A 23,777-nucleotide genomic window follows, 5' to 3' on the forward strand; every position below is an offset into this window, starting at 1 on the left:
GCCACCGCGATCTGGCACAACCACCACACCGGCGCACCAGTCACCAGATCACTGACCGCCTTCGATCACTGACCACATCGGAACTACTCGTCTAGACGCAGCGGATACCAGCGCAACGCCTTGAGTCGTCTCCCAAGCGCGGACATACGGGACGTACCTTCGTTGGATGTCGAGGATCACGGCCTCGATGCGGAGCATCGAGTCGACCCGGCACCACCCGAGCTCCAGGTAGCGCCAGTGCAGGAGCCAGTAAGAGCGCATCGACGGGTCGTACGCGATTATCCATTCGGAGAAGCGGGCCTTGATGTGCTCGATGGTGAGAGTGTCGTCGATCACGAGAACCTCCGCACCATTGCCCAGACGACCTTCCCTCCCGAAGCGCTCGGGGAGATTCCGTGTCGTTGCGAGTAGCTCCTGACTATCGCGAGGCCGCGTCCTTTCTCGCCGGCCGGGGTCGGGCGCTGTCGTCGGGGTAGCTCGTTCGCGGGGTCGTAGACGTAGATGGCGATAAGGTCCTTGATCGGGAAGATCGATATGTCGATCTGTTTCCCGGGGGCCGCAGCGATCGCGTTCGTGGCCAGTTCGGAGACGATCAACTCTCCGTCGTCGATCGTGCTGGGGCTACAGCCGAGCCCATCCAAAGTTGTGCGCGCGAATGCACGGGCCCGCTTGGCCTCTTTGGGGTCACCTGTGATCGTCAGGGTCCGGACGCTGTCCGGCTCCGTAGCACGTCGCTGTACAGATCGTCCCCTCGGACGCCAGCCCGAGACTGTCGAGGGCCTTTACAATCGGGACGATCGACGGTAGTGAGGTGGGTTATATAGACACGGCCGTTCGCGGGATCGTCACCGGCAACCACGAGGACATAGCCGCCTTAGAGGATGTGTGGGAGACGATCCGCACCCATGCCCTTTCCCAGCGAGAGTCGTTGGACCTCATCAGGAGAACGGCGGAAGAGAGATGGACGTGAACGAGGCGCAGTGGCGGAAGTCTAAGCGCAGCAGTGACAACGGCGGAAACTGCGTCGAGGTGAAGCTGATCGACGGCGAGTGATCAGATGAGCCTTACGGACGTGCAGTGGCGGAAGTCGAAGCGCAGCAGTGACAACGGCGGCGACTGCGTCGAGGTGACCGTGCTCGACGGCGAATGATCAGGCGGCGGTGGCCCCGGATGGACTCGCGAACGCGTTGCTGAGAAGGGAGACGGTCTCCGCGTCGCGGCGGAGGCCGTTTTCCGTTACGCATCTTCATCTTCGGGGCGACAGGAGGCAGGCATATGGATCAGGGATCCGGGGCCCCGGACGTGTTCGAGCCGGCGCGGCTCGGGCCGTTGACTCTTCGTAATCGGGTCATCAAGGCGGCGACGTTCGAGGGGATGACGAAGGGCGCGGTGGTCACCGATCAGCTCATCGAGTTCCATCGGCGGCATGCGGCGGGCGGGGTCGGCATGACGACGGTGGCGTACTGCGCGGTGGCGCCGGAGGGGCGTACCGAGCGGCATCAGATCTGGATGCGTCCGGAGGCGCTGCCGGGTCTGCGGCGGCTGACCGACGCGGTGCACGCCGAGGGCGCGGCGATCTCGGCTCAGCTCGGGCACGCCGGGCCGGTGGCGAACGGCAGGTCCAATGGCGTCCCCTCGCTGGCTCCGTCCGGGGGGTTCAACCCACAGAGCATGCGGATGAACCGCAAGGCCACTCCGGCCGACATCGAGCGGGTCACCAAGGCGTACGGCGACGCTGCGTTATTGGCGATCGAGGCGGGGTTCGACGCGGTCGAGATCCACCTGGGGCACAACTATCTCGCCAGTGCGTTCCTCAGCCCCAAGCTCAACAAGCGCCGGGACGAGTACGGCGGCTCACTCGAAGGCCGGGCGAAGGTGGCGCTCGGCATCGCGCGGGCCGTACGGGACGCCGTCGGGGACCGGATCGCCATCCTCGCGAAGTTCAACATGGACGACGGCGTACCGGGCGGGTTCTGGCTGGACGAGAGCCTGCAGGTCGCCCAGTGGCTGGAGCGCGACGGCGGCGTCGACGCGCTGGAGCTGACGGTGGGCAGTTCGCTGCTCAACCCCATGTACCTGTTCCGGGGCGACGCGCCGCTCCGGGAGTTCGCCGGGGCGTTTCCGCAGCCGCAGCGGCTGGGCATCGCGCTGGTCGGCGGGCGTTTCCTGCGGAGCTACCCCTACCAGGAGGCGTTCCTGCTGGACAGCGCCCGGCAGTTCCGCGCCGCCCTGAATCTGCCCTTGGCGCTGCTGGGCGGCATCACCGAGCGGGCGACGATGGACCGCGCGATGGCCGAGGGCTTCCAGTTCGTCGCCATGGCCCGCGCGCTGCTCCGCGAGCCCGACCTCGTCAACCGCATCCGGAAGGACCCCGCAACCCGGTCGCTGTGCATCCACTGCAACAAGTGCATGCCGACGATCTTCAGCGGCACCCACTGCGTACTCGCCTGAACACCGGCGGCCCCGCCCGGAAAGGACGATCCGCATGTCGCAGCGTTTCGCAGGAAAGGTCGCGCTGATCACCGGGGCGGCCTCCGGTATCGGTCGCGCCACCACACTCCGCCTGGTGGGGGAGGGCGCCACGGTGTTCGCCGTCGACCTCGACGCCGAGCGGCTGAAGGAGACCGCGTCGCTCGCGGACGGGACGGTCACCACCTGCACGGCCGACGTCTCCGACCCCGCGGCCTGCGCGGCGGTGGTCCGGGAGTGCGCCGACACCCACTCCCGGATCGACGTGCTCGGCAACATCGCGGGCGTCGCCCGGTCCGACCACTTCACCGAGCTGACCGTCGAGCAGTACCGCCGGCTGATGGGCGTCAACGTGGACGCGTGCTTCTTCCTCACCCAGGCCGCGGTGCCGCACCTGCTGGAGACCGGCGGGAACATCATCAACATCGCTTCCAGCGCGGGGCTGGTGGGACAGGCGTACACGGTGGCGTACTGCGCCTCGAAGGGCGCGGTGATCCAGATGACCAAGGCGCTGGCGATGGAGTACATCAAGCGGGGCATCCGCGTGAACGCCATCGCCCCGGGGGTGATCGACACGCCGCTCATCCACAGCTGGGAGTTCCCCGACGACGTCGAGGTCGACCTGCTGATGCGGTACGCCCCCCTCCGCAACGCGGGTGAGGCGGAGGACGTCGCCTCGCTGTTCGCCTACGTCGCCTCGGATGAAGGACGCTCGATCCACGGCGCGGTGCTCAGCGTCGACAACGGCATGGCCGCCGGCTGACCGACGCGGCGAAGCGAACGACCCGGTGACTCACCGAGTCACCGGGTCGTCTTCGAGCTCTTGCCTACAGGGCGGGCTTGCCCTCGCTGTAGACCCACGCCTTGAACAGCTTGTCCAGGTTCTTGTGGGTGAAGTGCTCGGTGAAGGCGACGAACTGCGCCGTCGTGGCGTTGCCGTAGCGGTGCTCGGCCGGCCACGCCTTGATCAGCTGGAAGAACACCTTGTCACCGACGGCCTTGCGGAGCTGGTGGATCGTCATCGCGGCCCGCGTGTAGGTCAGGTCGTCGAAGATGTGGTCACGGCCCGGGTCGGCGACCTTGCCGGTCCAGTCGGTGTCCGGGGAGTTGTACGCCTGGTCGAAGTACTGCTGCGCCGTCTGACCACCGTGCTGCTCGCTGTAGAGCCACTCGGAGTAGGTCGCGAAGCCCTCGTTCAGCCAGATGTGCTTCCACTGCGCCGGGGTCACGGCGTCGCCGAACCACTGGTGGCCCAGCTCGTGGGCGAGCAGGTCCGCGCTCGGGAGCGCCCCGGCCGACCGCCGCGCGTACACGGGACGGCCCTGCGTCTCCAGGGAGTAGCCGACGTTCGGGGCCAGCACGTTGATGCCGCCGACCGAGCCGAACGGGTAGCGGCCGTACAGCTTCTGCTCCCACTCGATGACGTCGGAGGTCGCCCGGTTGAAGTCGTCGGCGGCCGTGGCCGACTTAACCGAGGTCGGGTCGACGGCGGTGATGTTGCGCAGACCGCTCGGCGTACGGGTGTCCTTGACGTCGAAGTGGCCGATCGCCACCATGACGAGCTCGCTCGCGGTCGGCTGCCGGTCCACCCAGCGGTACGTCGTGGTCGACCCGTGCGTGCGCGTGCCGGCCGGCTCGCCGTTGGCCAGCGCCTGCAGGCCCTTCGGCACCGTGATGGTGAAGTCGTACGTCGCCTTGTCGTCGGTGCTGTCGTTGACCGGGTACCAGGTCGCGGAGCCGAACGGCTGGGAGAGCGCCACCGCGCCGTCGTGCGTCTGGATCCAGCCGGAGATGCCGAGCGCCTTGTCGTCGATCATTTGCGGGACGCCGGAGTAGGCGACGTCCACCGTGAACGACCGCCCCTTGTGCAGGCCGTGCGGAGGTGTGATCACCAGCTCCTGCGCGCCCGTGCGCTCGAACTTCGCCGGCTGCCCGTCGACCTTGAGCTTGCTGATCTTCAGCGGGCCGAGGAAGTCCAGGTCGAACCGGGAGAGGTTCTGCGTCGCGGTCGCGGAGATCGTGGCCTGCGCGTCGATCGCCTTGGTGCCGGCGTCGTACGAGAGCGACAGGCTGTAGTGCCGGGCGTCGTAGCCGCCGTTGCCCATGTCGGGGAAGTAGGGGTCACCGGCGCCGGGCGCGCCGGGGGTGAATCCCGTCTTGGCCTGTGCGGCGGAAAGGGGGGTGAGCAGTCCGGCAGCCGCCACGATGGCGGCGATCGACAGAGCTCGTGGGGTAAGCCTTGCCATGCACCTCTCCAGTTGTCTTCGAGGGCGCGACGCCTCAGGTGTCACGCGGGACACAGCATGCTCTCTGTCCTCGCCGATCACAAGGTTCCACTCGTGCTCACCACGAGGTCGGGCGCGTCTTTCCGTACAGCCACACCTGGAAGAACCTGCCGAGATCCCTGCCGGAGACCTTTTCGGCGAGCGCGATGAACTGCGCCGTCGTGGCGTTCCCGTGGCGGTGCTCGCTGGTCCACGCCCGCAGGATCGCGAAGAACTTCGCGTCCCCCACCTTCTGCCGCAGCGCGTGCAGGGTCATCCCGCCGCGCTCGTACACCGCGCGGCCGAACAACTGCGACCGGCCCGGCGCGGCCGTGGGCACCGACCACAGGTCCGGGCTGTCGACCTGGCGGTACCGCTGGTCGAACTGCGTCTGCACGGACGGACCGGTGCCGGTCCGCTCACCCCACAGCCACTCGGCGTACGTCGCGAAGCCCTCGTTGAGCCAGATGTCGCTCCAGCGGGTGATCGTGACGCTGTCGCCGAACCACTGGTGCGCCAGCTCGTGCGCGATCGTGGTCGGGTCGGCGCCCATCGTCGGGTTGTACTCCGGCTTGGTCTGCGTCTCGAGCGCGAACCCGACCCGGAGGTCGTCGATGACGCCGCCGGCCGACGCGAACGGGTACGGCCCGAACAGCTTCGACCACGCGTTCACGACCTGTGCGGTCGTGGCGTACAGCTTGTCCGCCGTGGTGGTCGTGACGGCCGGGTCGACCGCCGCGTACACGGGGACACCGCCGGGCGTACGGCCGGTGCGGACCTTGAACCGCCCGACGTCCACCATCGCCAGGTAGGTCGCCATCGGGGCGTCCTCGCGCCAGGTGTAGGTCGTCGAGTTCCCGCTGGTGGCGGCCTTGGTCTGGATCCCGTTGGCGATCGCGGTGAGGCCGCGCGGCACGGTGAGCCGGAAGTCGAAACTCGCCTTGTCCGCCGGGTGGTCGTTCGAGGGGAACCACGTGTGCGCCCCGCTCGGCTCGTCGCCGGTGAAGACCCCGTCCGAGGTGCTGATCCAGCCGTACCGGCCCAGCGCCGGGTCGTCGATCTGCCGGGGGGTCCCGGAGTAGCGGATCCGGACGGCGAACCGCCCGCCCCGGGCGATCGGCGTGGCCGGGGTGACGGCGAGTTCGCTGCCGGTACGGGAGTAGGAGGCGGTCCGGCCGTCGACCGTGACCTCGGAGACGGTCAGTCCGGTGAGGTCCAGGTCGAAGCGGCTCAGCGGGCTGGTCGCGACCGCGGTGACGGTCGCGGTGCCGGCCAGTTCGGGCGTCCCCTTGGGCGTGATCCGCAGGTCCAGGGCATAGTGCTGGACGTCGTAGCCGCCGTTGCCGTCACCGGGGACGTAGGAGTCTCCGGCGCTCGTGGCACCGACGGCGGGCGGCGCCGAGGCCGCCGCCGATGACCGGGCGGGGCCGCCGTGGGGCGAGCAGGCGGTGAGCGCGCCGACCAGCAGCGCGCTCACGGTGATCCGGGAAGAGGGAAGGCTCACCGCCCCAGCCTCGCCGCAAAACGCCGATAAAGCGAACTCGCCGTTTTGCCCGATCCGGCCCGCGAAACGGCGGAACCGGACCGGTCGCCGCGCCTTCGCAAAGAAGTTTTTGCGCGCCCCTTGCCGGAAATCTCCCCCTTCTCCGGAGATCGTCGACTACAGATTCCCGCGCCGTTCCTGCTCGCGCTCGATCGCCTCGAAAAGGGCCTTGAAGTTGCCCTTGCCGAAACCGAGCGAGCCGTGCCGTTCGATCAGCTCGAAGAAGACCGTGGGCCGGTCCTGCACGGGCTTGGTGAAGATCTGCAACAGGTAACCGTCCTCGTCGCGGTCCACCAGGATCCGCCGTTTCTGCAGCTCCTCGATCGGCGCCCGGACGTCACCGATGCGCTCCCGCAGCGCCGGGTCCTCGTAGTAGGAGTCCGGCGTGTCCAGGAACTCCACGCCCGCCGCGCGCATCGCGTCCACGGTGCGCAGGATGTCGTTGGTGGCCAGCGCGATGTGCTGCATGCCCGCGCCACCATAGAACTCCAGGTACTCGTCGATCTGGGACTTCTTCTTGGCGATCGCCGGCTCGTTGAGCGGGAACTTCACCTTTCTGCCGCCGTCGGCCACGACCTTCGACATCAGCGCCGAGTACTCGGTGGCGATGTCATCGCCGACGAACTCCTTCATGTTGGTGAAGCCCATGACACGCTGGTAGAACTCCACCCACTCGTCCATCCTGCCGAGCTCGACATTGCCGACGCAGTGGTCGATCGCCTGGAAGTACCTCTTGGCGGGCGGCGCCACGATCGGGTCGGCGGCGACGTACCCCGGCAGGTACGGACCGGAGTAGTCCGTCCGCTCCACCAGCGAGTGCCGGGTCTCGCCGTAGGCGGCGATGGCCGCGACCACGACCTTGCCGTGCTCGTCCTCCAGGACGTGCGGGGCCTCGACGCTCGTCGCGCCCTGGGAGATCGCGTGCCGGTACGCCGCCTCCGCGTCCGGCACCTCGATGGCCAGGTCGATCGCTCCGTCCCCGTGCTCGGCGACGTGCCGGCCGAGGTCGGTGCCGGCGCGGACGGCGCCCTTCAGCACGAACCGCGCGCCACCGGACTCCAGCACGTACGCGACCTCGTCCCGGCTTCCGGTCTCCGGCCCCTTGTACGCGACGCAGCGCATCCCGAACGCGGTCGAGTAGTAGTGCGCCGCCTGGCGGGCGTTGCCCACGGCGAAGACGACGGCGTCCATGCCCTTGACGGGGAACGGGTCCTCCCGGCGCGGGCGCGACGCGAGTTCCTGCCGCTCGGTTACCTCAGTCATGGCTACTCCCTGCACTGCGGTGGGCGAGGTTCCCCCACAATGTCGATCGCCAGGTACAGAGTGCGCAAGGCCCGACAGGTTCGCTGCACAACTTGTACAGTGCAGTCAGGCGAAGGTTGGGAGATCTGTACACCCTGCCCAGGAAATCCGTGAGGCGAGATGATCGACGACCTCGACGCCCGGTTGATCGGGCTGCTGACCGCCGAGCCGCGCATCGGCGTCCTGGAGTGCTCCCGCCGACTGGGCGTGGCGCGCGGCACCGTGCAGGCGAGGCTGGACCGGCTGCAGGAGCGCGGGGTCATCCGCGGGTTCGGGCCGGACGTCGACCCGGCCGCGCTGGGCTACCAGGTGACCGCGTTCGTCACCCTGGAGATCCGGCAGGTGGGCGGGCATGATCCCGTCGCCGCGCGGCTGGCGGCCATCCCCGAGGTCATCGAGGTGCACACGATCACCGGTGGCGGCGACATGCTGTGCCGCATCGTCGGGCGGGGCAACCAGGATCTCCAGCGCGTCATCGACCTGATCGTCGACGTGGAAGGGGTCCAGCGGACCTCCACCGTCATCGCGCTGGCCACGCCGGTGCCGCAGCGGACGCTGCCCCTCGTACGGGCCGCCACCCGGCCGTGACCGCACGCGTCATCGCCCGTACGCCGCCGGCGTACGGGCGATGACGCGCGTCAGGTCCGATCGTCTCGACGTTGCGGGATCGATCCGGGATTTCGGCCGGTGTCGCCGGGCGGGCGACCGGCCGTCGGGAGAACGGGGGCCTCAGCCGCCGACGTACGGCGTGGCATCGAGGATCTCGACCTCCATGCTCCGGCCGTTCGGCAGGTTGTACTTGGCCTTCTCGCCGACCTTCTTGCCGTTGATCGCGGCACCGAGCGGGGACTTGGGGGAGTAGACGTCGATCGGTGCGCCGCTCTCCTCCCGGGAGGCCAGCAGGAACGTGACCTCCTCGTCATCACCGACGAACTGCACGGTCACCGTCATGCCGGGGCCCACCACGCCTTCGGTGCGCGGTGCCTCACCCACGCGGGCGTTCTGCAGGATCTGCTGAAGCTGGAGGACACGGCCCTCCTGCTTGCCCTGCTCCTCCTTGGCCGCGTGGTATCCACCGTTCTCCCGCAGGTCCCCTTCCTCGCGGGCGGCCTCGATCTTCTGCGCGATCGCGATCCGGCCCTCACCCGTGAGGTAGTCCAGCTCTGCCTTGAGCCGGTCGTACGCCTCCTGGGTCAGCCAGGTGACGTTCTCATCGCGGGTCTCGGTCACGGGTACTCCTCATCCACAGGATGTGCGGCCGTTGAACTCTCTAGGCTACCGGCACTTGAACGTGAAGTAGCCGAGCGTCGAGAGCTTTATGCCGTTATGACGTTCATGTTTGTTCCCCAGTGGGGAGCCCTTTTTAACCTACGCGGCAGTCGTTGACGGTCACCGATGTGGCCCGTGAGGAAGTCGGCAGCTCCTGATGCCTCTCCACACTGCCGGTACCGGGCGGAACGGTCACCTCGGCCCGGCCGAGCTCGGAGTGGTCGGTGGCGTACGCGACCAGGGCGCAGCGCACGTCGTCGCCCTTCGGCTTGCTGATCTGGTAGTGCACCCGCACCGAGTGATCCGCCAGCTGGAAGGAGATGACCTCCGGGGTGATCCCCGGCCTGCCCTCCGAGAAGCCCACGATGATCGCCCAGCCCACGGCGCAGACCGCCACCAGGAGGCCGATGACCGCGTAGGCCACCTTGTTGCCCTTGTGGGCGCCCGGGCCGGCGGCGGGGTCGCCCGTTCCGGCGGTGTCGGGGTCGCCCGTGCGGGCGGTGTCGGGCGTGCTCATCGGCGTCGCGGCGTGGCCGCCTCGGGGTTCGCGCCGAGGTCGAACACCGCATCCCTCCCTCGAAATGTCGGTGGGGCTCGTTACCGTGGCCCCGCCCGGGAATCTTCGTGCGGGGGGCCGGTGTTCTCCGGAAGAATCCACCTGGCGGGAGCGGCCTTCGATGACCGGGGCCACCCGCGCGACGACTACGACCTTACGCTGACGGGGAGCCTACGTTGTCCGAGAGATCGACCGGTACGGAGCCGTTGCGCCTGATGGCCGTCCACGCTCACCCGGACGACGAGTCCAGTAAGGGCGCCGCCACGATGGCGCGCTACGCCGCCGAGGGCGTCGAGGTGCTGGTCGTCACCTGCACCGGCGGCGAGCGCGGGGACATCCTCAACCCCGCGATGGAGAAGCCGGAGATCAAGGCCAACCTCGCGGCGGTGCGCATGGAGGAGATGGCCAAGGCCCGGGAGATCCTGGGCGTGGAGCAGCAGTGGCTGGGCTTCGTCGACTCGGGGCTGCCCGAGGGCGACCCGCTGCCGCCGCTGCCGGAGGGCTGCTTCGCCCTGCAGCCGATCGAGGTCGCGAGCGAGCCGCTGGTCCGGGCGGTCCGGGAGTTCCGGCCGCACGTGATCCTGACGTACGACGACAACGGCGGCTATCCCCACCCCGACCACATCATGTGTCACAAGGTGTCGGTGGAGGCGTTCGACGCGGCGGGTGACCCCGACCGGTACCCCGGCACCGGCGAGCCGTGGCAGCCGCTCAAGCTCTACTACCACCTGACCTTCCACCAGGAGCGGTTCCAGGCGGAGCACACGGCGATGATCAAGGCCGGGCTCGAGTCGCCCTACGCCGAGATGCTCCAGCGCTGGGAGGACCGCCCGCTCCAGTGGGAGATCACCACCCGCGTGCCGTGCGCCGACTACTTCGAGGTCCGTGACCAGGCGCTCCTCGCGCACGCCACGCAGATCGACCCGAACGGGCCGTTCTTCGCCTGCCCGACGGAGATCAAGCGCGAGGCATGGCCGACCGAGGACTACCATTTGGCGCGTTCCCTGGTCGACACGGAGCTGCCGGAGGACGACCTGTTCGCCGGCGTCCGGGAGAAGGTGTGCCTGTCATGATGTATCTCGCGGTCAACGAAGACCAGGTCACCCCCGGGGTGGTGGCCTTCTTCATCGTCGCCGCGCTGGGCCTGACGCTCTTCTTCCTGATCCGTTCGATGAACCGGCACATCCGGAGGATCGAGGCGCCCAGCGAGGACGAGTTGCGGCAGGCCGACTGGGAGCGTCGGCAGAAGAAGAGCGTCCCGTCCGACGCGGACGAGCGCAAGGCCTGACGCCCCCCGGAGGACCTCCCGCCCGGAGTACCGGCCCTCGGTGTGACGAGGGCCGGTGTATCGCGCCGGGCCGGTGCGCCGGGTGAGGCCGCGGCGTCGGACCACGCAGGTGCGCCTCGGGTCGAGTCGCGGCGTCAGGCCAGGTGCGCCTCGGGTCGAGTCGCGGCGTCGGGCCGGGCGGGGGTGTCGCTTCAGGCCGAGGCGGGCACCCGTTGGACCGGGGATCGGCCCCGGAGCCGGTCGGCCGCGCCGGCCAGTCCGGCTCCGACGACGATCACGGCCAGTCCGGCGACAGCGTCGGCGATGTAGTGGTTGGCGGTCCCGATGACGACCGCGAAGATGGCGATCGGATAGGCCACGGCCAGGATCCGCAGCAGGCGGCGGGTGGTGTTGCGCGCGACCTGCCAGCCGCACCAGGCCGCCCAGCCCACATGCAGGGACGGCATCGCCGCGAACTCGTTGGTCAGACCGCCGAGGCCCTTGGGCGCGCTGGCGTCCCCGGACCACCAGCCCCATTCGTGGTACTTCGCGAGCGTGTCGACGAAGCCCGGCAGCATCCGCGGCGGGGCCGTCGGGAACAACGAGAAGCCCACCAGCCCGAGCAGGGTGGCGGCGACCAGCGTCGTACGGGCCCGCGCGTACTGCCAGGGGCGCCGCTTCCACAGCCACACCAGCACGACCGGCGTGACCACGTAGTGCAGGGTCGCGTAGGCGTACGACATCGTGATCCCGAGGACCGGCAGGCGGGAGACGGCGTGGTTGACGGCCCGCTCGTGGGCGAGGTGCAGCGCCCGCTCCAGGCCGAGCACGTGATGCGCGTCGGCGAACGCCTGCCCGTGGCCCGCCGCCACCAGCATCCGCACGCCGTCGTACATCAGGTACACGACGAAGAGCAGCAGTACCTCGCCCCACCATCGGTTGCGGGGGCGTGTCGAGATCGTGGGAAGTGCCGGGGGCGGTGCCGTGTACGCCCGGGGAACTTTGGTCACCAACGCGGGACCCCCTCCGCCGTCGTGCCTCTGTTCGAGGTCTGTCCGTACCCTCCTGCACCGGTGTTATGTGTAACGTACATCTACCTGGTTCATTCCCGACGCCCAGGGCCTCCGGTGCGTCTCCCGAGCGGGCTCTCAGGACGCTTTCAGGTAGCACTCAACTCAGCAGGTCACTATGGAGGGGTGACTGAAGCGCGACTTCTCGTGGTCGAAGACGAGCCCAACATCCTCGAGCTGCTGTCCGGCAGCCTGCGGTACGCGGGATTCGAGGTGGCGACGGCGACCGGCGGCACCGAGGCCGTCCAGGTCGCGCTGCAGCGTCGACCCGACCTGATCGTGCTGGACGTCATGCTGCCCGACATGGACGGCTTCGACGTCATCCGCCGGCTGCGCGGCGGCGGGGCCCACATCCCGGTGCTGTTCCTCACCGCGCGGGACGCCACGCAGGACAAGATCCGCGGGCTGACGCTCGGCGGGGACGACTACGTCACCAAGCCGTTCAGCCTCGAGGAGGTCATCGCCCGCATCCGCGCCGTGCTGCGCCGCGCCCAGGGCGGTCCCGCCGAGCCGCCGCCGCGCCTCAGTTTCGCCGACCTCGAGCTGGACGAGGAGAGCCACGAGGTCTGGCGGTCGGGCAAGCCGATCCAGTTGTCGCCGACCGAGTTCAAGCTGCTGCGCTACTTCATGACCAACGCCAACCGTGTGCTGTCCAAGGCGCAGATCCTCGACCACGTCTGGGACTACGACTTCCGCGGTGACACCGGCATCGTCGAGTCCTACGTCTCGGTGCTGCGCCGCAAGCTCGACAAGCTCGGCCCCCGGCTGATCCACACGCTGCGCGGGGTCGGTTACGTGCTGCGCCTGCCGCCGGAGCGCTGATGGCCGCCTGGGCGCGGAGCCTGTCCGCCCGGACCCCGTTGCGGATCAAGCTCATCGCCGCGGTCGTCACCCTCGTGATCCTGGCCCTCATGGTGGTCGGCGTCGCGAGCGTCTCGGTGATGCGCGACTACCTGCTGGGCCGCACCGACCTGCAACTGCAGGACCTGCTCCACCGGGCCGAACGCTCCCTGAGCCAGCCGGGCAAGCCGCTGCCGGGGCAGGGCGGCGGGTCCATCGTCCAGATTCGCGACGCCGACGGCAAGGTGGCCAAGAGCACGTCCGTGTCGCCCTGGGGGGTCGTCCAGCCGAACCCCGCGGTCCCGGAGGACTCGGCCTGGCTCGACGAGCACACCGACAAGCCGTTCACCGTCGGGGCGGAGTCCGGGGACATCCGCTGGCGGGTGCGCGTCGAGCCGGCCGGGACCGGCTACATCGTCGTGGCCATCGACATGACCGAGGCCGGGCGCACGGTGCGCAGGTTCGTGGGCGTCGAGCTGGTCGTCGGCAGCGTCGTCGTCGTCCTCATCGCCGGGCTCGGCATCGCGATCGTGCGCGCCAGCCTCCGCTCCCTCGAGGACATCGAGCACACGGCGGCCGCGATCGCGACCGGCGACCTGTCACGCCGGGTCCCCGACGCCGACCCGCGAACGGAGGTCGGCCGCCTGGGCGACGCGCTCAACGGCATGCTCGCCCAGATCGAGACGGCCTTCCACGCGCAGGCGCGGTCGGAGGCGACCGCCCGCGAGTCCGAGGAGCGCATGCGCCGCTTCGTCGCCGACGCCAGCCACGAACTGCGCACGCCGCTGAGCGTCATTCGGGGGTTCGCGGAGTACTACCGGCAGCGCGAGGACGTCGACCGCGCGGAGCTGGACCGGCTCATCGTCCGGGTCGAGGACGAGGCGGTCCGGATGGGCGCGCTCGTGGACGACCTGCTGCTCCTGGCCCGGCTCGACCAGCAGCGTCCCCTCGCCATGCACCCCGTCGACCTGCTCGCCCTGGCCGCCGAGGCCGTGCACGACGCCCGCGTCCTCGACGGGGAGCGGAAGATCACCCTGTCCGTGCGCAGCGGCTCGGCGTTCATCGTGACCGGGGACGAGCTCCGGCTGCGGCAGGTCATCCGCAATCTGCTGACCAACGCGCTGCAGCACACCCCGGCCGGTACGCCGGTCGAGGTGACGGTGCACTCCGGACGGCTGGGCGACTCCCCGGCGGCCGTGCTGGAGGTCGCCGACCAGGGGCCGGGCATGCCACGGGAGCAGGCGGAGCGGGTGTTCGAGCGGTTCTACCGGGCCGATCCCGCCCGCGGCCGCGGCGGCACCGGCCTCGGCCTGGCGATCGTCGCCGGCCTCGTGCACGCGCACGGCGGCACGGTCGAGGTCGAGACGGCACCGGGCGACGGCGCCACCTTCATCATCACCCTCCCGCTCGACCCGGACGCGGTCGAGGCGGACCCCGCGGAGACGGTCTCCGCGTAGGGCGCGTCCGGTCTTCGGCTTTTACCAGGGCCTTATTGCGCCAATTCTCAGGTTGGGCTCAGCCTCGTTCAAGACGCGGTGGACATCCTCGAAGTGTCAGACAAAGTACCGACTTTGGGGGACGAAGCCATGGAAACCCACGACCGGCCCGCGGACGAGCGTCCCGAGGAGTCGCAGCCCGGGACGAACCCGTCCGTGGAGTCACAGACGGGTTCCTCGTCCACAACCGAAGCGCAGCCCGACGACGTGCGCTCCTGGCCGCCGTCCGAGCCGCAGCCGTCCGAGGAGCGGACCGGACCGCTGAACCCGGTGCCGCCGGCGGCCGCCGAGACACCGGCCGAGCCGCCGGCGCACGGCCCGCAGGCGCCGCAGGGCGGTCAGGACGAGCAGTCGTACGGCGCGCGACCGGAGGCGGCGGCCTACGGAGTGCACGCCGAGCAGCCGCACGGCGCGGGCGCCGCGGCGTACGGAGCGCAGGCCGAGCACGGTGCCGGCGCCGCGGCGTACGGCATGCCGGGCCAGCAGCCTCCGCAGGGACCCGGAGCGTACGGATCGCCGTACGGCGCGCAGCCGGGCCCGTACGCGTACCCCGCCCAGACGCAGCAGCATCCCGCCGGCCGGCTGACGGCGCGGCGCAAGGTGGCCGCCAGCGGCATCGCCCTGGCCCTGGTCCTCGCCGGAGGACTCGCCGGAGGCGCCGTCGCGGCGCTGGTCGACCACGGCCGGACCGTGTACGCCAGCCCGACCGCCGTGCAGGGGGCGTCCAACAAGAGCGTCACCGGCATCGCGGCCATCGCCCAGGCGGTGCAGCCGAGCGTCGTGTCGATCACGGTGACCACCCAGACCGGCGAGGGCGAGGGCTCCGGCATCATCCTGCGCTCCGACGGCGTCATCCTGACCAACAACCACGTCGTGTCCGACGCCACCCAGGGTGGTCAGATGACGGTGAACTTCAGCGACGGGAAGAAGGCCTCGGCCACCGTGCTCGGCACCGACCCGTCCACGGACCTGGCCGTGATCAAGGCATCCGGGGTCTCCGGGCTCAAGCCCGCGACGCTCGGCAACAGCGACCGGCTCCAGGTCGGCGACCCGGTCGTGGCGATCGGCAGCCCGCTCGGCCTGGAGGGATCGGTGACCTCCGGCATCGTCAGCGCACTGCACCGCACCCTGAACGAGGGCGACGACCAGCAGCAACAGCAGCCCGGCTTCCCCGGCTGGGGCCAGCAGGGCGGGCAGCGGCAGAGCAGCTCGGGAGCGACGATCGGCGACGCGATCCAGACCGACGCGGCGATCAACCCGGGCAACTCCGGTGGTCCGCTGGTGAACGCCTCCGGCCAGGTCATCGGCATCAACACCGCGATCGCCACGTCCGGCGGCAGCAACGGCAACATCGGCGTCGGGTTCGCGATCCCGATCGACACCGCCAAGCAGGTCGCCGACCAGCTCATCAAGTCCGGCAAGGCCACGCACGCCTACCTCGGCGTCTCGCTGTCCGACGCGGCCGGCGACCAGCAGGGCGCGCTCGTCGCGGGCGTGCAGAAGGGCACCCCGGCGGCCGCGGCCGGACTGCAGGAGGGTGACATCGTCACCCAGATCGACGGCAAGACCATCGGGGACTCCCAGACCCTGTCCGCGGCGATCCGCGGCCACCAGCCCGGCGACAAGATCTCGCTGACCTACCTGCGGGGCGGCAGCAAGCACACGGTGAGCGTGACGCTCGCTTCCAACTCGGGCAGCTGACCCGAGCGACGAGGTCCCGGCGGGGGAACCAGCCAGGCGGCCCGGCGGAGCGGTCCCGAACGAGGGACCGTCTCGGCCGGGCCGTTTGCGTCTTGGCGCCGCCCGACCCGCCGTGAGCCGCCGGAGGAGGCGCCGTCGCCCGTCGCCCGTCGGGCAGGCGGTGGGCGTCGGGCGCCGGGGAGGGCTCCGGTCCGGGAGGTCGTCGGGGCCCTTGCCCGTGGGGGCAGGCGGCGCCCGGCGGGCGTCAGGCGCCGGGGAAGGTGCCGTCCGGGAAGCCGTCCGGGCCGTTGCCCGTCGGCAGCACGACCTTGTCGCCCGAGGACAGGCCGCCGGTGATCGCCACGTAACGGTCGCTCCGGACCCCGAGGCTCACCGTCCGCGTGACGCCCCGTCCGTCGTGTCGTACGAGCACGGTGGTCCTGCCGCCGGGCGCGGTCCGCACCGCGTCGGCGGGGACGTACAGCACGCTCTGGGCCTGGGCGGTCACGACGTCGACGGTCGCGCTCATGCCGACGAGCACGCCGTCCGGCGGGTCGTCCAGGGAGATGTTCACGCCCACCCGCGCCAGGTTGCCGCTGGTGGTGGCCGCCGGGTCGATGCCCGTCACCTTCCCGGTGTACCGCCCGTTCGGCGACATCCCGAGTCCGATCGTCGCCTGCTGGCCGACCTTGAGCCGATCCACGTCACCGAGTGAGAACAGGGCCCGTACCTGAAGGTCTTCCAGGTTGCCCAGCGTGAGGAAGCCGCTCTTCCCCGAACCGGTCTGGTCGCCGACCGCTCCCGCGATCGAGAGCACGGTGCCCGCCATCGGCGCCTCGAGGGTGGTGTCGGACAGCGTGCGTTCGGCCTGCCGTACGTTGACCTCCGCCTGGGTGACCTTCGCGGCGGCCTGTTCGGCGGCGTTCGGCTGGCAGCCGCCGCCACCCCCCGCGCCGGAACGGCCGCCGTCCGTACTGGGACGGCCACCGCCCGCGCCGGGCCTGCCGCCGGTCTTCGGGCGGCCACTCGGCTTCGGGCGCCCGGTCGGTTTGGGACGTCCGGTCGGCTTCGGACGGCCGGTCGGTGTCGGGTGGCCGGTGGGCGTGGGATGCCCGGTCGGCCGCGAGTGAGTGGGTGAAGGCGTCGGCGTCGGCCGCGTCGGGGTCGGCGTGGGTGTCGGGGTGGGCGTGGGTGTCGGGGTGGGCGACGTGCCGGTGGGCGTCGGGGCCGGCTTTCGCGTCGGCCGAGGCCGCCGGAAGCCGGCCGTCCGCACCGTCGTCCCGGACGCGCTCCCGGTGCCCCCGCTCGCGGCGTTCGCGCCCGCCGACCCGTTCGACGCGCCGCCGCCCGTGCCGCCGGAGCCCGCGCCGCCGCCGGTGCAGACACGCAGTGCGTCGGCGTAAGTCTGCTGAGCCGCCGTGAGCACTGCCTTCGCGACGGCGACCTGCTCCCGGGCCGCCGTGTCGTCGAGCCGTGCGAGGACCTGGCCCGCGTGCACCCGGGTGCCCGGCGTGACCTCGATCTCCTGCACCGTTCCGGAGGTCCCGAAGACGAGTTCGCGGGTGTCGGCACTCCGTACGGTGCCGGCGGCGCCGGCGGTGGCCGTCACGGTTCCGCGCCGCACCACGGCGTAGGCCGTGCCGGCGGCGGTGGAGTCGCCGAAGGCCACCACCCCGGTCGTGAGCATGAGCACCGCACCGGCGGTGAGCCACGGTGGCCTTCGGATATCGCGCATGGTCGGGCGGTTCACGCGCGGAATCCTGCCGGATGAAGGTCACAGGCACCCGAGCCCATCCTCAAAGTTCCCTGAAGGCGGCCTCTCCGACCGTGGTCGGCCACTGGTCGTGGCCTCGGAGCCCGTACCGCGGCCTTATGAGCTCACAGAAACCTCTCAGGATCGGATCAGGTTCGCCCAAGCAGTTTCCGGGACGCTGTGGCGGTGAAATCCCTCCTCCGACGTCGTAGCGTGCTCATCAACGGCGCTCTGGCCGTTCTGCTCGTGGGCGGTGCCGGGGTCGCGTACTTCTCGCTGAGCGACGACGCGGGCGCGTCGTCCCCGGGCCGGACCGTCCAGGTGAGCCGTGGCACCGTGGTCGCCTCGGTGTCGGCCTCCGGCGCGGTGGCCAGCGCCCGCTCCCAAGACCTCTCCTTCGCGACCAGCGGTACGGTCGACAAGATCAACGTTCAGGTGGGCGACAAGGTCAAGAAGGGCCAGGTTCTCGCCACCCTCGACGACGCGAACGCCCGGGACGACCTCGAGGCCGCGCGGGCCGCCCTGAACGCCGCCGAGGCCGGCGACACGTCGACCGCCTCGGGCTACTCCTCCTACATGCAGGCGAAGACCTCCTACAACAGCGCCCAGCGCGCCCTCGACGGCACCGAGCTCGTCGCGCCCTTCAGCGGCACCATCGTCGCGGTCAACGGCACCGTCGGCGGGTCCTCCAGCGGTTCGAGCAGCTCTTCGAGCAGTTCCTCCGGGTCGTCGGGCTCCGGCGGATCCGGTGGTTCCGGCGCCGGTGGAGCGGCCGGCGGCTCGTCGGGTTCGGCCGGTTCGGGCGGCTCGTCGAGCGGATCCGGCGGTGGGTTCATGACCATCGCCGAGACCTCCAAGCTGGTGGTCACCGGCGACTTCACCGAGGCCGACGTCGCCAAGCTCAAGAAGGGCCAGAGCGCGACCGTGACCTTCGACGCGGTCCAGAGCGCCCAGGCGTCCGGCAAGGTCACCGCCATCGACCAGACCGCGACCACCTCCAACAACGTCGTGCAGTACGGCGTCACCGTCTCGCTCACCGACCCGCCCGCCGGGCTCCGCATCGGGGCGACCGCCACGGTGCGGGTGACGACGGCGCGGGCGGAGAACGTGCTGTACGTCCCGACCGCCGCCGTCCGGACCGCGGGCGGCCGCAGCACGGTGACCGTGCTGCAGGGCGGCAAGCAGGTCGTTCAGGTCGTGCAGATCGGCGTCCAGGGCGACCAGGGCACCGAGATCACGTCGCGTCTCAAGGAGGGCGACCAGGTCCTGATCGCGCTGAGCTCCACGGCGGGCAGCGGCGGATTCCCCTCGGGTCGCTTCCCCGGCGCCGGCGGCGGTGTCGGCGGCGGCTTCGGCGGCGCCCGCGGCGGAGGCCGGGGGTGACCGTCCTCGACGTCCAGGACGTCACCAAGGTGTACGGGGCCGGCGACACGGCGGTGCACGCGCTGCGCGGTGTCCGCCTCGCCGTCGACGAGGGCGACTACGTGGCCATCATGGGCGCGTCCGGCTCGGGCAAGTCGACGTTGATGAACATCCTGGGCTGTCTCGACGTCCCCACGGGCGGCCGGTACCTCCTCGACGGCATGGACGTCGGCGCGCTCGACGACCGGCGGCTGGCGATCCTGCGCAACCGGCGCATCGGGTTCGTGTTCCAGTCGTTCAACCTGATCCCGCGGATGAGCGCCCTGGCCAACGTCGAGCTGCCGCTGGCGTACGGCGGCGTCAAGGCCGCGGAGCGGAGGCGGCGGGCGCTGGCCGCGCTGGACCAGGTCGGCCTCGCCGACCGCGTCGGGCACGAGCCGAACGAGCTGTCCGGCGGACAGCAGCAGCGCGTCGCCGTCGCCCGCGCGCTGGTGACCTCGCCGGCGCTCCTGCTGGCCGACGAGCCCACCGGCAACCTCGACACCCGCTCCACGGACGACGTGCTGGGCGTGCTCGACCGGCTCAGCGCCGACGGCCGCACCATCGTGCTGATCACCCATGAGGACGACGTCGCGGCGCGCGCCAAGCGGGTGATCCGGCTGGTCGACGGCCGCATCGTCGAGGACCGGCGCGCGGCGCCCGTGGCCGGCCCGCCGCCCGGACCGACGGGGACGGGGGTGTGGCACCGATGACGCTGGAAGTCCTCAGGTTCGCCCTGCGCGGGCTGGCCGCGAACAAGCTGCGCAGCGGCCTCACGACCCTCGGCATCCTCATCGGCGTCGGCGCCGTGATCATGCTGGTGGCGGTCGGGAACGGCTCGTCCCAGCAGGTGCAGAAGAACATCGAACGCCTCGGCACCAACACCCTGACCGTCATGCCGTCCACGTCGGGCGGCCGCGGCGGCGGGGGCGGGGGCGGCGGGCTCGCCCGGCTGCTCCGCGGGGCCGGCGGCGCGGCGCAGCAGACCGGGCCCCGCGCGCAGGCCAAGAGCCTGACCGTCGAGGACGCCCGCGCGCTGGCCGACACGACCGACGCGCCCTCGGTGAAAAGCGTCTCGCCCGTGGTGACCGCGTCGTCCGCCAACGCGACGTACGAGGGGACCGCCCACGCGATCCAGCAGTTCGTCGGCACGTACCCGGCGTACTTCGAGGCGTCCAACGACCCGGTGGCCCAGGGCACGTACTTCACCGACGACGACGTCCTGAACGACCGCAAGGTCGTGGTCATCGGGAACACGGTGGCGCAGGACCTGTTCGGCACGGTCGACCCGCTGGGCAAACAGATCACCGTCAGCGGGGTGAACTTCACCGTCGTCGGCGTGCTGAAGACCAAGGGCTCGTCCGGCTTCCAGGACGCCGACGACGTCGCCATCGCACCGCTGCCGGCCGTGCAGCAGAGCCTGACCGGCTACGGGGCGCTGAACCAGATCGTCGTGCAGGCCAAGTCGCCGAAGACGGTGGACGCCGCGCAGTCCGAGGTGACCGACATCCTGAACCAGCGGCACGACATCTCCGGGTCCAACACCGCCGACTTCCAGATCATGAACCAGGCCAGCCTGCAGTCGGCGATCAGCAGTAGCAGCCGGACGTTCACCGTGCTGCTCGGCGCGGTCGCGGCCATCAGCCTGCTGGTCGGCGGCATCGGGATCACCAACATCATGCTCGTCACCGTCACCGAACGGACCCGGGAGATCGGCATCCGCAAGGCCATCGGGGCGCCGAGGGGCGCGATCCTCGGCCAGTTCCTCGTCGAGGCCACCGTCCTCAGCCTCCTCGGCGGATTGCTCGGGGTCGCCGCGGGCGTGATCGGCAGCCAGTTCAAGGTGCTGGGAGTGCAGCCGGTGATCGTGCCGAGCTCGATCGCGCTGGCGCTGGGCGTGTCCGTCGCGATCGGGCTGTTCTTCGGCAGCTACCCGGCCAACCGCGCGGCCAAGCTCCGGCCGATCGAAGCACTTCGCCACGAATAACACGCGTAGGGAGAGACTGTGCCTGGAACACGGCGCAAGGGCGGCGACGCACCGGTCGACGAGGTGCCGCCGGAAGAATTGCTGCGCACCTCACCGTTCGACGGGAACCTCGCCGAAGAGCTGGCGGCCGCGGAACCGCGCAAGGAACGCCGGATCCCCTCGGCCACGATGGTCCTGGCCGCCGGGGTGCTGATCGTCGCCGGGTTCGTCGGCGGCGTGCAGGCGGACCAGCACTGGGGCAAGAAGCAGACCCCCGCCGGCTTCGGGCAGTTCGCCCGCGGCGGGCAGAACGGAACCGGCTTCCCGGGCGCGGGCGGCGGCTTCGGCGGCCGAGGCGCGCAGGGCGGCGCGCTGGGGCAGCGTGGCGCGACCGGTCAGGGCGGCGCGCCGACCGGCGGCTCCGGCGCGGAAGCGGCTCCCGGTGGCGGCGGGACGACCGGCACCGTGAAGCTCGTCGACGGCGACATCATCTACGTCCAGACCGCCAACGGGATCGTGCGCGTGAAGACGACCGGCTCCACGAAGGTCTCGGTGACCAAGAGCGCCAAGGCCAAGGACCTCAAGGCCGGTGTCTCCGTGGTCGTTCAGGGCACGCCGGGCCAGGACGGCAGCGTGACCGCGACCACGGTGATCCAGCGGCCCTGAGGGACCCGCGCCGGGAACGGTGCCCGACCCCACGGCCGGGCACCGGCACCGGGCCACGTACGGTCCGGCGCTGGGCCACGTACGGCCCGGTATCGGGCTGGGGACGTCCGGTGGAGGTCTGTCCGGCTGGGCGGAGATCCGCCGGACGCCCCGCCCCTCAGCTCGCCGAGGGGCGGGGGGAGAAGGTCGGAAGCAGCGGCTTGCAGGTCTTGAGCGCGGCCGCCACCTTCGGATCGGACGTCTTAAGCCCACCGAGGTAACGCATGCCCGGAGACGGACGGGCGCCCGGCGTACGGTTCGCGTCCGGCGACCGTACGGCCCCCGGCGTCGGGGTCGGCAGCGTCACGCCGTGGTCCTTGAGGCAACTGCGGAACGCCTGCAGCTCCTGCATGCCCTGGCGCTGTCCCTGCGGGGCGAGCGACTGGCAGGCGTCCCGTGCCTCCTGACTGATGTTGCCGAAGCCGCGACCGAACCCGCCGCCCTGTCGTCCCGGCTGACCGGAGGGCCGTCCGCTGGGGCGGGCCGTCGGGATGGTGACACCGTGCTGACGGAGGCAGGCGGCGTAGGCCGCGAAGCCGTTCGCACCCGTCCTACCGGCCGACCCGGACGGCGAGGACGCCGCCTTGCCGCCGGAGGATCCGCAGCCCGCGCAGACGGCGAGCGCGGCCACCGAGGCCAGCATCGCTCCGCCATGGAGGATTCGCATGGGCCGCGATGATGGCCGATCTTCCTGGAGCCCGCCTTCGGCCTGGCTGAAAGGTTCCTCCAGGATGCGGCCGCCCCGGCGCACCGCCGCACCACGGCCGGCCTGCGGCGCCGCGCGGTGGGTCCTCGCTATCGTTCGAGCCTGAGATGTCGTCGCCGCTCAGGAGCCCGCCGATGCCGCACTCGCCGAAGGTCTTCGCCGGCGTCGAGGTGATCCCGCTCTGCGACGCGGTGGGCCCCATGGGGCCCGCGCTGCGCCGGCCGCTGGATGAGACGTTCCTCGGCGCGACCGCCGAGAACTGGGCGGTGGTGGGCAGGGAGGAGTGGGTGCTGCACTTCCACTGCCACCTGCTGCGCGACCCGACCGGCCGTACGATCCTGGTCGACACCGGGGTCGGCGGTACGGAATCACCGGCCGCCGAGTGGGCGCCCGTGCCCGGCGCGCTCATGGCCGAGGTCGCCGCGACCGGGGTGCGCCCCGAGGACGTCGACGCGGTGGTGCTCACCCACCTGCACAGCGACCACGCCGGCGGCGCGGTCGTGGGCGGCCTGCCCGCCTTCCCCAACGCGCGGTACCTCATCCAGCGCGACGAGCTCGACTGGGTCCGCGGACCCGTACTGGAGCAGGTCGTACGCCCGCTGGGCGACGCCCTCGAAGTGGTCGACGGCCTGGTCGAGATGACCTCGGGCATCACCGTGGTGCCCACGCCCGGCCACACGCCGGGACACCAGGCCGTCGAGGTCGGCCCGCTGGTACTGAGCGGCGACGTCCTGCACCACCCGGTGCAGCTGGTGAACCCCGCCATCCGCTACGCGCACGACGAGGACCCCGAACGCGCCGCCGCCACCCGCGTGGCGCTGCTGGAACGGGTCCGGAGGCGTTCTGGCACCCTGGCCACGGCCCATTTCGCCGAGCCCTTCACCACCCTGACGCCGTAGCGCCGTGCCGGTCCCCGGAAGAACCGGCCGACGCGGTCGGCACCTCGGCGTCAGGCGCCGACCGGCCGCACCTGCCACCGGGAGCGGCGGCGGCCGGCGGCTCAGAAGGTGATGTCGCCGTGGACGTCGCGGGCCTGGACGGTACCGCTGACGGTGCCCCGGACCGGCTCGTCCGGGGCGAGGGCGCGCTCGGCGCGGGCGACCCAGTGGCGGATCTGCGCGGCCCCCTGCGGATCACGGGCGGAGTCGGCGATGAGGGCCTCGGCCAGCGCCCGCATCGCGTCCGGGTCGCCGGGGCGCTCACCGAGACGCTTGGCCGCCTCGACCGAGGTGCTGCGGCGGCCGAACACGCGCCGTACGACCGAGGTCAGGTCGTCCCAGAGCTGTTCACCGACCTTGCCGGTGGTGCCGTCGAAGATCTTCGACAAGAGAGTGACGAGCGCTGAGACCGAGAGCGGATCCACTGTGCACACTCCGACCGTTGTTCGACCCTGCCGACAGGTTAAGTCCTGGGCCGGGTCCGCGTCGGTGAACGCGCCAGGCGAGATCGATACGGTGGGGATGAGACGCACCGACCGACCGGCGGGACCA

26 protein-coding genes and 1 pseudogene are annotated in these 23,777 nt (G+C 70.9%); 16 read left to right on the forward strand and 11 right to left on the reverse strand.

Features of this window, described 5'->3' with window-relative positions:
• Window positions 1-48 precede the first annotated feature (48 nt).
• Window positions 49-336, reverse strand: coding sequence for a hypothetical protein (locus AB0K82_RS33175; RefSeq protein ID WP_364404652.1), 288 nt, complete (start codon window positions 334-336; stop codon window positions 49-51).
• A complete protein-coding gene (locus AB0K82_RS33180) occupies window positions 333-701 on the reverse strand; it encodes an ATP-binding protein (protein ID WP_364404768.1) in 369 nt (122 codons plus the stop codon). Before AB0K82_RS33180 ends, AB0K82_RS33175 begins: the two co-directional genes overlap by 4 nt.
• Window positions 702-739: 38 nt before the next feature.
• On the opposite strand from AB0K82_RS33180, the pseudogene AB0K82_RS33185 reads away from it, so the two are divergent.
• From AB0K82_RS33185 to AB0K82_RS33205, 5 genes and pseudogenes are all read left to right on the forward strand, one after another.
• Window positions 740-970, forward strand: a pseudogene (locus AB0K82_RS33185) (Scr1 family TA system antitoxin-like transcriptional regulator); the annotation flags it as partial.
• Window positions 961-1,053, forward strand: coding sequence for a DUF397 domain-containing protein (locus tag AB0K82_RS33190; protein ID WP_364404654.1), 93 nt, complete (start codon window positions 961-963; stop codon window positions 1,051-1,053). The pseudogene AB0K82_RS33185 and the gene AB0K82_RS33190, both read left to right, overlap by 10 nt.
• A gap of 4 nt (window positions 1,054-1,057) precedes the next feature.
• A complete protein-coding gene (locus AB0K82_RS33195) occupies window positions 1,058-1,150 on the forward strand; it encodes a DUF397 domain-containing protein (RefSeq protein WP_364404656.1) in 93 nt (30 codons plus the stop codon).
• Window positions 1,151-1,275: 125 nt separating this feature from the next.
• On the forward strand, window positions 1,276-2,451 hold the full coding sequence (locus AB0K82_RS33200) for an NADH:flavin oxidoreductase (protein ID WP_364404658.1): 1,176 nt from the start codon (window positions 1,276-1,278) through the stop codon (window positions 2,449-2,451).
• Window positions 2,452-2,485: 34 nt separating this feature from the next.
• Window positions 2,486-3,232, forward strand: a complete 747-nt coding sequence (locus AB0K82_RS33205) for an SDR family oxidoreductase (protein WP_364404660.1) — start codon at window positions 2,486-2,488, stop codon at window positions 3,230-3,232.
• Window positions 3,233-3,296: 64 nt separating this feature from the next.
• Here AB0K82_RS33205 and AB0K82_RS33210 read toward each other — a convergent pair whose 3' ends face one another.
• The 3 genes from AB0K82_RS33210 to hppD all read right to left on the reverse strand — a co-directional run bounded on the left by AB0K82_RS33210 (window position 3,297) and on the right by hppD (window position 7,539).
• Window positions 3,297-4,715 carry a M1 family metallopeptidase gene (locus AB0K82_RS33210; protein WP_364404662.1) on the reverse strand — a complete coding sequence of 473 codons (1,419 nt, stop codon included), beginning with the start codon at window positions 4,713-4,715 and terminating at the stop codon, window positions 3,297-3,299.
• Window positions 4,716-4,812: 97 nt separating this feature from the next.
• Entirely contained in the window at window positions 4,813-6,237 is a 1,425-nt protein-coding gene (locus AB0K82_RS33215) for a M1 family metallopeptidase (protein ID WP_364404664.1), read from the reverse strand.
• Between the two features lie 156 nt (window positions 6,238-6,393).
• Window positions 6,394-7,539, reverse strand: coding sequence for a 4-hydroxyphenylpyruvate dioxygenase (hppD, locus tag AB0K82_RS33220; RefSeq protein WP_364404666.1), 1,146 nt, complete (start codon window positions 7,537-7,539; stop codon window positions 6,394-6,396).
• A gap of 159 nt (window positions 7,540-7,698) precedes the next feature.
• Between hppD and AB0K82_RS33225 the strand changes: the two genes are divergently transcribed.
• Window positions 7,699-8,166 (forward strand): Lrp/AsnC family transcriptional regulator, encoded by a 468-nt coding sequence (locus tag AB0K82_RS33225; protein ID WP_345354467.1) that lies wholly within the window; start codon window positions 7,699-7,701, stop codon window positions 8,164-8,166.
• Window positions 8,167-8,307: 141 nt separating this feature from the next.
• Here the strand turns inward: AB0K82_RS33225 and greA are convergent, their stop codons facing one another.
• Together greA and AB0K82_RS33235 are read right to left on the reverse strand one after the other, a co-directional pair.
• Window positions 8,308-8,808, reverse strand: coding sequence for a transcription elongation factor GreA (greA, locus tag AB0K82_RS33230; protein ID WP_345354465.1), 501 nt, complete (start codon window positions 8,806-8,808; stop codon window positions 8,308-8,310).
• Between the two features lie 133 nt (window positions 8,809-8,941).
• The gene (locus tag AB0K82_RS33235; RefSeq protein WP_364404668.1) at window positions 8,942-9,364 is read right to left on the reverse strand and encodes a DUF4307 domain-containing protein; all 423 of its coding nucleotides are present in this window, start codon (window positions 9,362-9,364) and stop codon (window positions 8,942-8,944) included.
• Window positions 9,365-9,618: 254 nt separating this feature from the next.
• Between AB0K82_RS33235 and mca the strand changes: the two genes are divergently transcribed.
• Window positions 9,619-10,476 carry a mycothiol conjugate amidase Mca gene (gene mca, locus AB0K82_RS33240; protein WP_364404769.1) on the forward strand — a complete coding sequence of 286 codons (858 nt, stop codon included), beginning with the start codon at window positions 9,619-9,621 and terminating at the stop codon, window positions 10,474-10,476.
• Window positions 10,473-10,691, forward strand: coding sequence for a hypothetical protein (locus AB0K82_RS33245; protein ID WP_364404670.1), 219 nt, complete (start codon window positions 10,473-10,475; stop codon window positions 10,689-10,691). Before mca ends, AB0K82_RS33245 begins: the two co-directional genes overlap by 4 nt.
• 191 nt (window positions 10,692-10,882) lie before the next feature.
• Here AB0K82_RS33245 and AB0K82_RS33250 read toward each other — a convergent pair whose 3' ends face one another.
• Window positions 10,883-11,680 (reverse strand): phosphatase PAP2 family protein, encoded by a 798-nt coding sequence (locus AB0K82_RS33250; RefSeq protein ID WP_364404672.1) that lies wholly within the window; start codon window positions 11,678-11,680, stop codon window positions 10,883-10,885.
• Window positions 11,681-11,866: 186 nt separating this feature from the next.
• On the opposite strand from AB0K82_RS33250, the gene AB0K82_RS33255 reads away from it, so the two are divergent.
• From AB0K82_RS33255 to AB0K82_RS33265, 3 genes are all read left to right on the forward strand, one after another.
• Window positions 11,867-12,562 carry a response regulator transcription factor gene (locus tag AB0K82_RS33255; protein WP_345354458.1) on the forward strand — a complete coding sequence of 232 codons (696 nt, stop codon included), beginning with the start codon at window positions 11,867-11,869 and terminating at the stop codon, window positions 12,560-12,562.
• Window positions 12,562-14,037, forward strand: coding sequence for a HAMP domain-containing sensor histidine kinase (locus AB0K82_RS33260; RefSeq protein WP_364404674.1), 1,476 nt, complete (start codon window positions 12,562-12,564; stop codon window positions 14,035-14,037). The genes AB0K82_RS33255 and AB0K82_RS33260 overlap by 1 nt, the downstream gene beginning before the upstream one ends.
• Before the next feature lie 129 nt (window positions 14,038-14,166).
• The gene (locus AB0K82_RS33265) at window positions 14,167-15,777 is read left to right on the forward strand and encodes a trypsin-like peptidase domain-containing protein (protein ID WP_364404676.1); all 1,611 of its coding nucleotides are present in this window, start codon (window positions 14,167-14,169) and stop codon (window positions 15,775-15,777) included.
• A gap of 244 nt (window positions 15,778-16,021) precedes the next feature.
• On the opposite strand, the gene AB0K82_RS33270 is transcribed toward AB0K82_RS33265, so the two are convergent.
• Complete coding sequence (locus tag AB0K82_RS33270) at window positions 16,022-17,506, reverse strand: efflux RND transporter periplasmic adaptor subunit (RefSeq protein ID WP_364404678.1); 1,485 nt, start codon at window positions 17,504-17,506, stop codon at window positions 16,022-16,024.
• A 189-nt stretch (window positions 17,507-17,695) separates the two neighbouring features.
• Here AB0K82_RS33270 and AB0K82_RS33275 point away from each other — a divergent pair, with 189 nt between their 5' ends.
• Genes AB0K82_RS33275 through AB0K82_RS33290 form a run of 4 tightly spaced genes read left to right on the forward strand, consistent with a single transcriptional unit; the run spans window position 17,696 to window position 21,542 of the window.
• Window positions 17,696-18,892 carry an HlyD family efflux transporter periplasmic adaptor subunit gene (locus tag AB0K82_RS33275; protein ID WP_364404680.1) on the forward strand — a complete coding sequence of 399 codons (1,197 nt, stop codon included), beginning with the start codon at window positions 17,696-17,698 and terminating at the stop codon, window positions 18,890-18,892.
• Window positions 18,889-19,623, forward strand: coding sequence for an ABC transporter ATP-binding protein (locus tag AB0K82_RS33280; protein ID WP_364404682.1), 735 nt, complete (start codon window positions 18,889-18,891; stop codon window positions 19,621-19,623). Before AB0K82_RS33275 ends, AB0K82_RS33280 begins: the two co-directional genes overlap by 4 nt.
• Window positions 19,620-20,897 carry an ABC transporter permease gene (locus AB0K82_RS33285; RefSeq protein ID WP_364404684.1) on the forward strand — a complete coding sequence of 426 codons (1,278 nt, stop codon included), beginning with the start codon at window positions 19,620-19,622 and terminating at the stop codon, window positions 20,895-20,897. The genes AB0K82_RS33280 and AB0K82_RS33285 overlap by 4 nt, the downstream gene beginning before the upstream one ends.
• Before the next feature lie 18 nt (window positions 20,898-20,915).
• Window positions 20,916-21,542, forward strand: coding sequence for a hypothetical protein (locus tag AB0K82_RS33290; RefSeq protein WP_364404686.1), 627 nt, complete (start codon window positions 20,916-20,918; stop codon window positions 21,540-21,542).
• A 157-nt stretch (window positions 21,543-21,699) separates the two neighbouring features.
• On the opposite strand, the gene AB0K82_RS33295 is transcribed toward AB0K82_RS33290, so the two are convergent.
• Window positions 21,700-22,248, reverse strand: coding sequence for a hypothetical protein (locus AB0K82_RS33295; RefSeq protein WP_364404688.1), 549 nt, complete (start codon window positions 22,246-22,248; stop codon window positions 21,700-21,702).
• Between the two features lie 173 nt (window positions 22,249-22,421).
• Here AB0K82_RS33295 and AB0K82_RS33300 point away from each other — a divergent pair, with 173 nt between their 5' ends.
• Entirely contained in the window at window positions 22,422-23,186 is a 765-nt protein-coding gene (locus AB0K82_RS33300) for an MBL fold metallo-hydrolase (protein ID WP_364404689.1), read from the forward strand.
• Between the two features lie 101 nt (window positions 23,187-23,287).
• Here AB0K82_RS33300 and AB0K82_RS33305 read toward each other — a convergent pair whose 3' ends face one another.
• Window positions 23,288-23,614, reverse strand: a complete 327-nt coding sequence (locus AB0K82_RS33305; protein ID WP_364404691.1) for a hypothetical protein — start codon at window positions 23,612-23,614, stop codon at window positions 23,288-23,290.
• Window positions 23,615-23,777: the final 163 nt, after the last annotated feature.

The sequence above is a fragment of the Actinoallomurus sp. NPDC052274 genome, assembly GCF_040679475.1.
Taxonomy (GTDB): Bacteria; Actinomycetota; Actinomycetes; order Streptosporangiales; family Streptosporangiaceae; genus Actinoallomurus; species Actinoallomurus liliacearum.

Coding starts and splice junctions, on each gene's coding strand:
- hppD (WP_364404666.1), bottom strand. CDS start 7,539: ATGACTGAGGTAACCGAGCGGCAGGAACTCGCGTCGCGCCCGCGCCGG.
- AB0K82_RS33225 (WP_345354467.1), top strand. CDS start 7,699: ATGATCGACGACCTCGACGCCCGGTTGATCGGGCTGCTGACCGCCGAG.
- AB0K82_RS33295 (WP_364404688.1), bottom strand. CDS start 22,248: ATGCGAATCCTCCATGGCGGAGCGATGCTGGCCTCGGTGGCCGCGCTC.
- AB0K82_RS33200 (WP_364404658.1), top strand. CDS start 1,276: ATGGATCAGGGATCCGGGGCCCCGGACGTGTTCGAGCCGGCGCGGCTC.
- AB0K82_RS33195 (WP_364404656.1), top strand. CDS start 1,058: ATGAGCCTTACGGACGTGCAGTGGCGGAAGTCGAAGCGCAGCAGTGAC.
- AB0K82_RS33210 (WP_364404662.1), bottom strand. CDS start 4,715: ATGGCAAGGCTTACCCCACGAGCTCTGTCGATCGCCGCCATCGTGGCG.
- AB0K82_RS33245 (WP_364404670.1), top strand. CDS start 10,473: ATGATGTATCTCGCGGTCAACGAAGACCAGGTCACCCCCGGGGTGGTG.
- AB0K82_RS33265 (WP_364404676.1), top strand. CDS start 14,167: ATGGAAACCCACGACCGGCCCGCGGACGAGCGTCCCGAGGAGTCGCAG.
- mca (WP_364404769.1), top strand. CDS start 9,619: ATGGCCGTCCACGCTCACCCGGACGACGAGTCCAGTAAGGGCGCCGCC.
- AB0K82_RS33300 (WP_364404689.1), top strand. CDS start 22,422: ATGCCGCACTCGCCGAAGGTCTTCGCCGGCGTCGAGGTGATCCCGCTC.
- AB0K82_RS33260 (WP_364404674.1), top strand. CDS start 12,562: ATGGCCGCCTGGGCGCGGAGCCTGTCCGCCCGGACCCCGTTGCGGATC.
- AB0K82_RS33205 (WP_364404660.1), top strand. CDS start 2,486: ATGTCGCAGCGTTTCGCAGGAAAGGTCGCGCTGATCACCGGGGCGGCC.
- AB0K82_RS33285 (WP_364404684.1), top strand. CDS start 19,620: ATGACGCTGGAAGTCCTCAGGTTCGCCCTGCGCGGGCTGGCCGCGAAC.
- AB0K82_RS33235 (WP_364404668.1), bottom strand. CDS start 9,364: ATGAGCACGCCCGACACCGCCCGCACGGGCGACCCCGACACCGCCGGA.
- AB0K82_RS33190 (WP_364404654.1), top strand. CDS start 961: ATGGACGTGAACGAGGCGCAGTGGCGGAAGTCTAAGCGCAGCAGTGAC.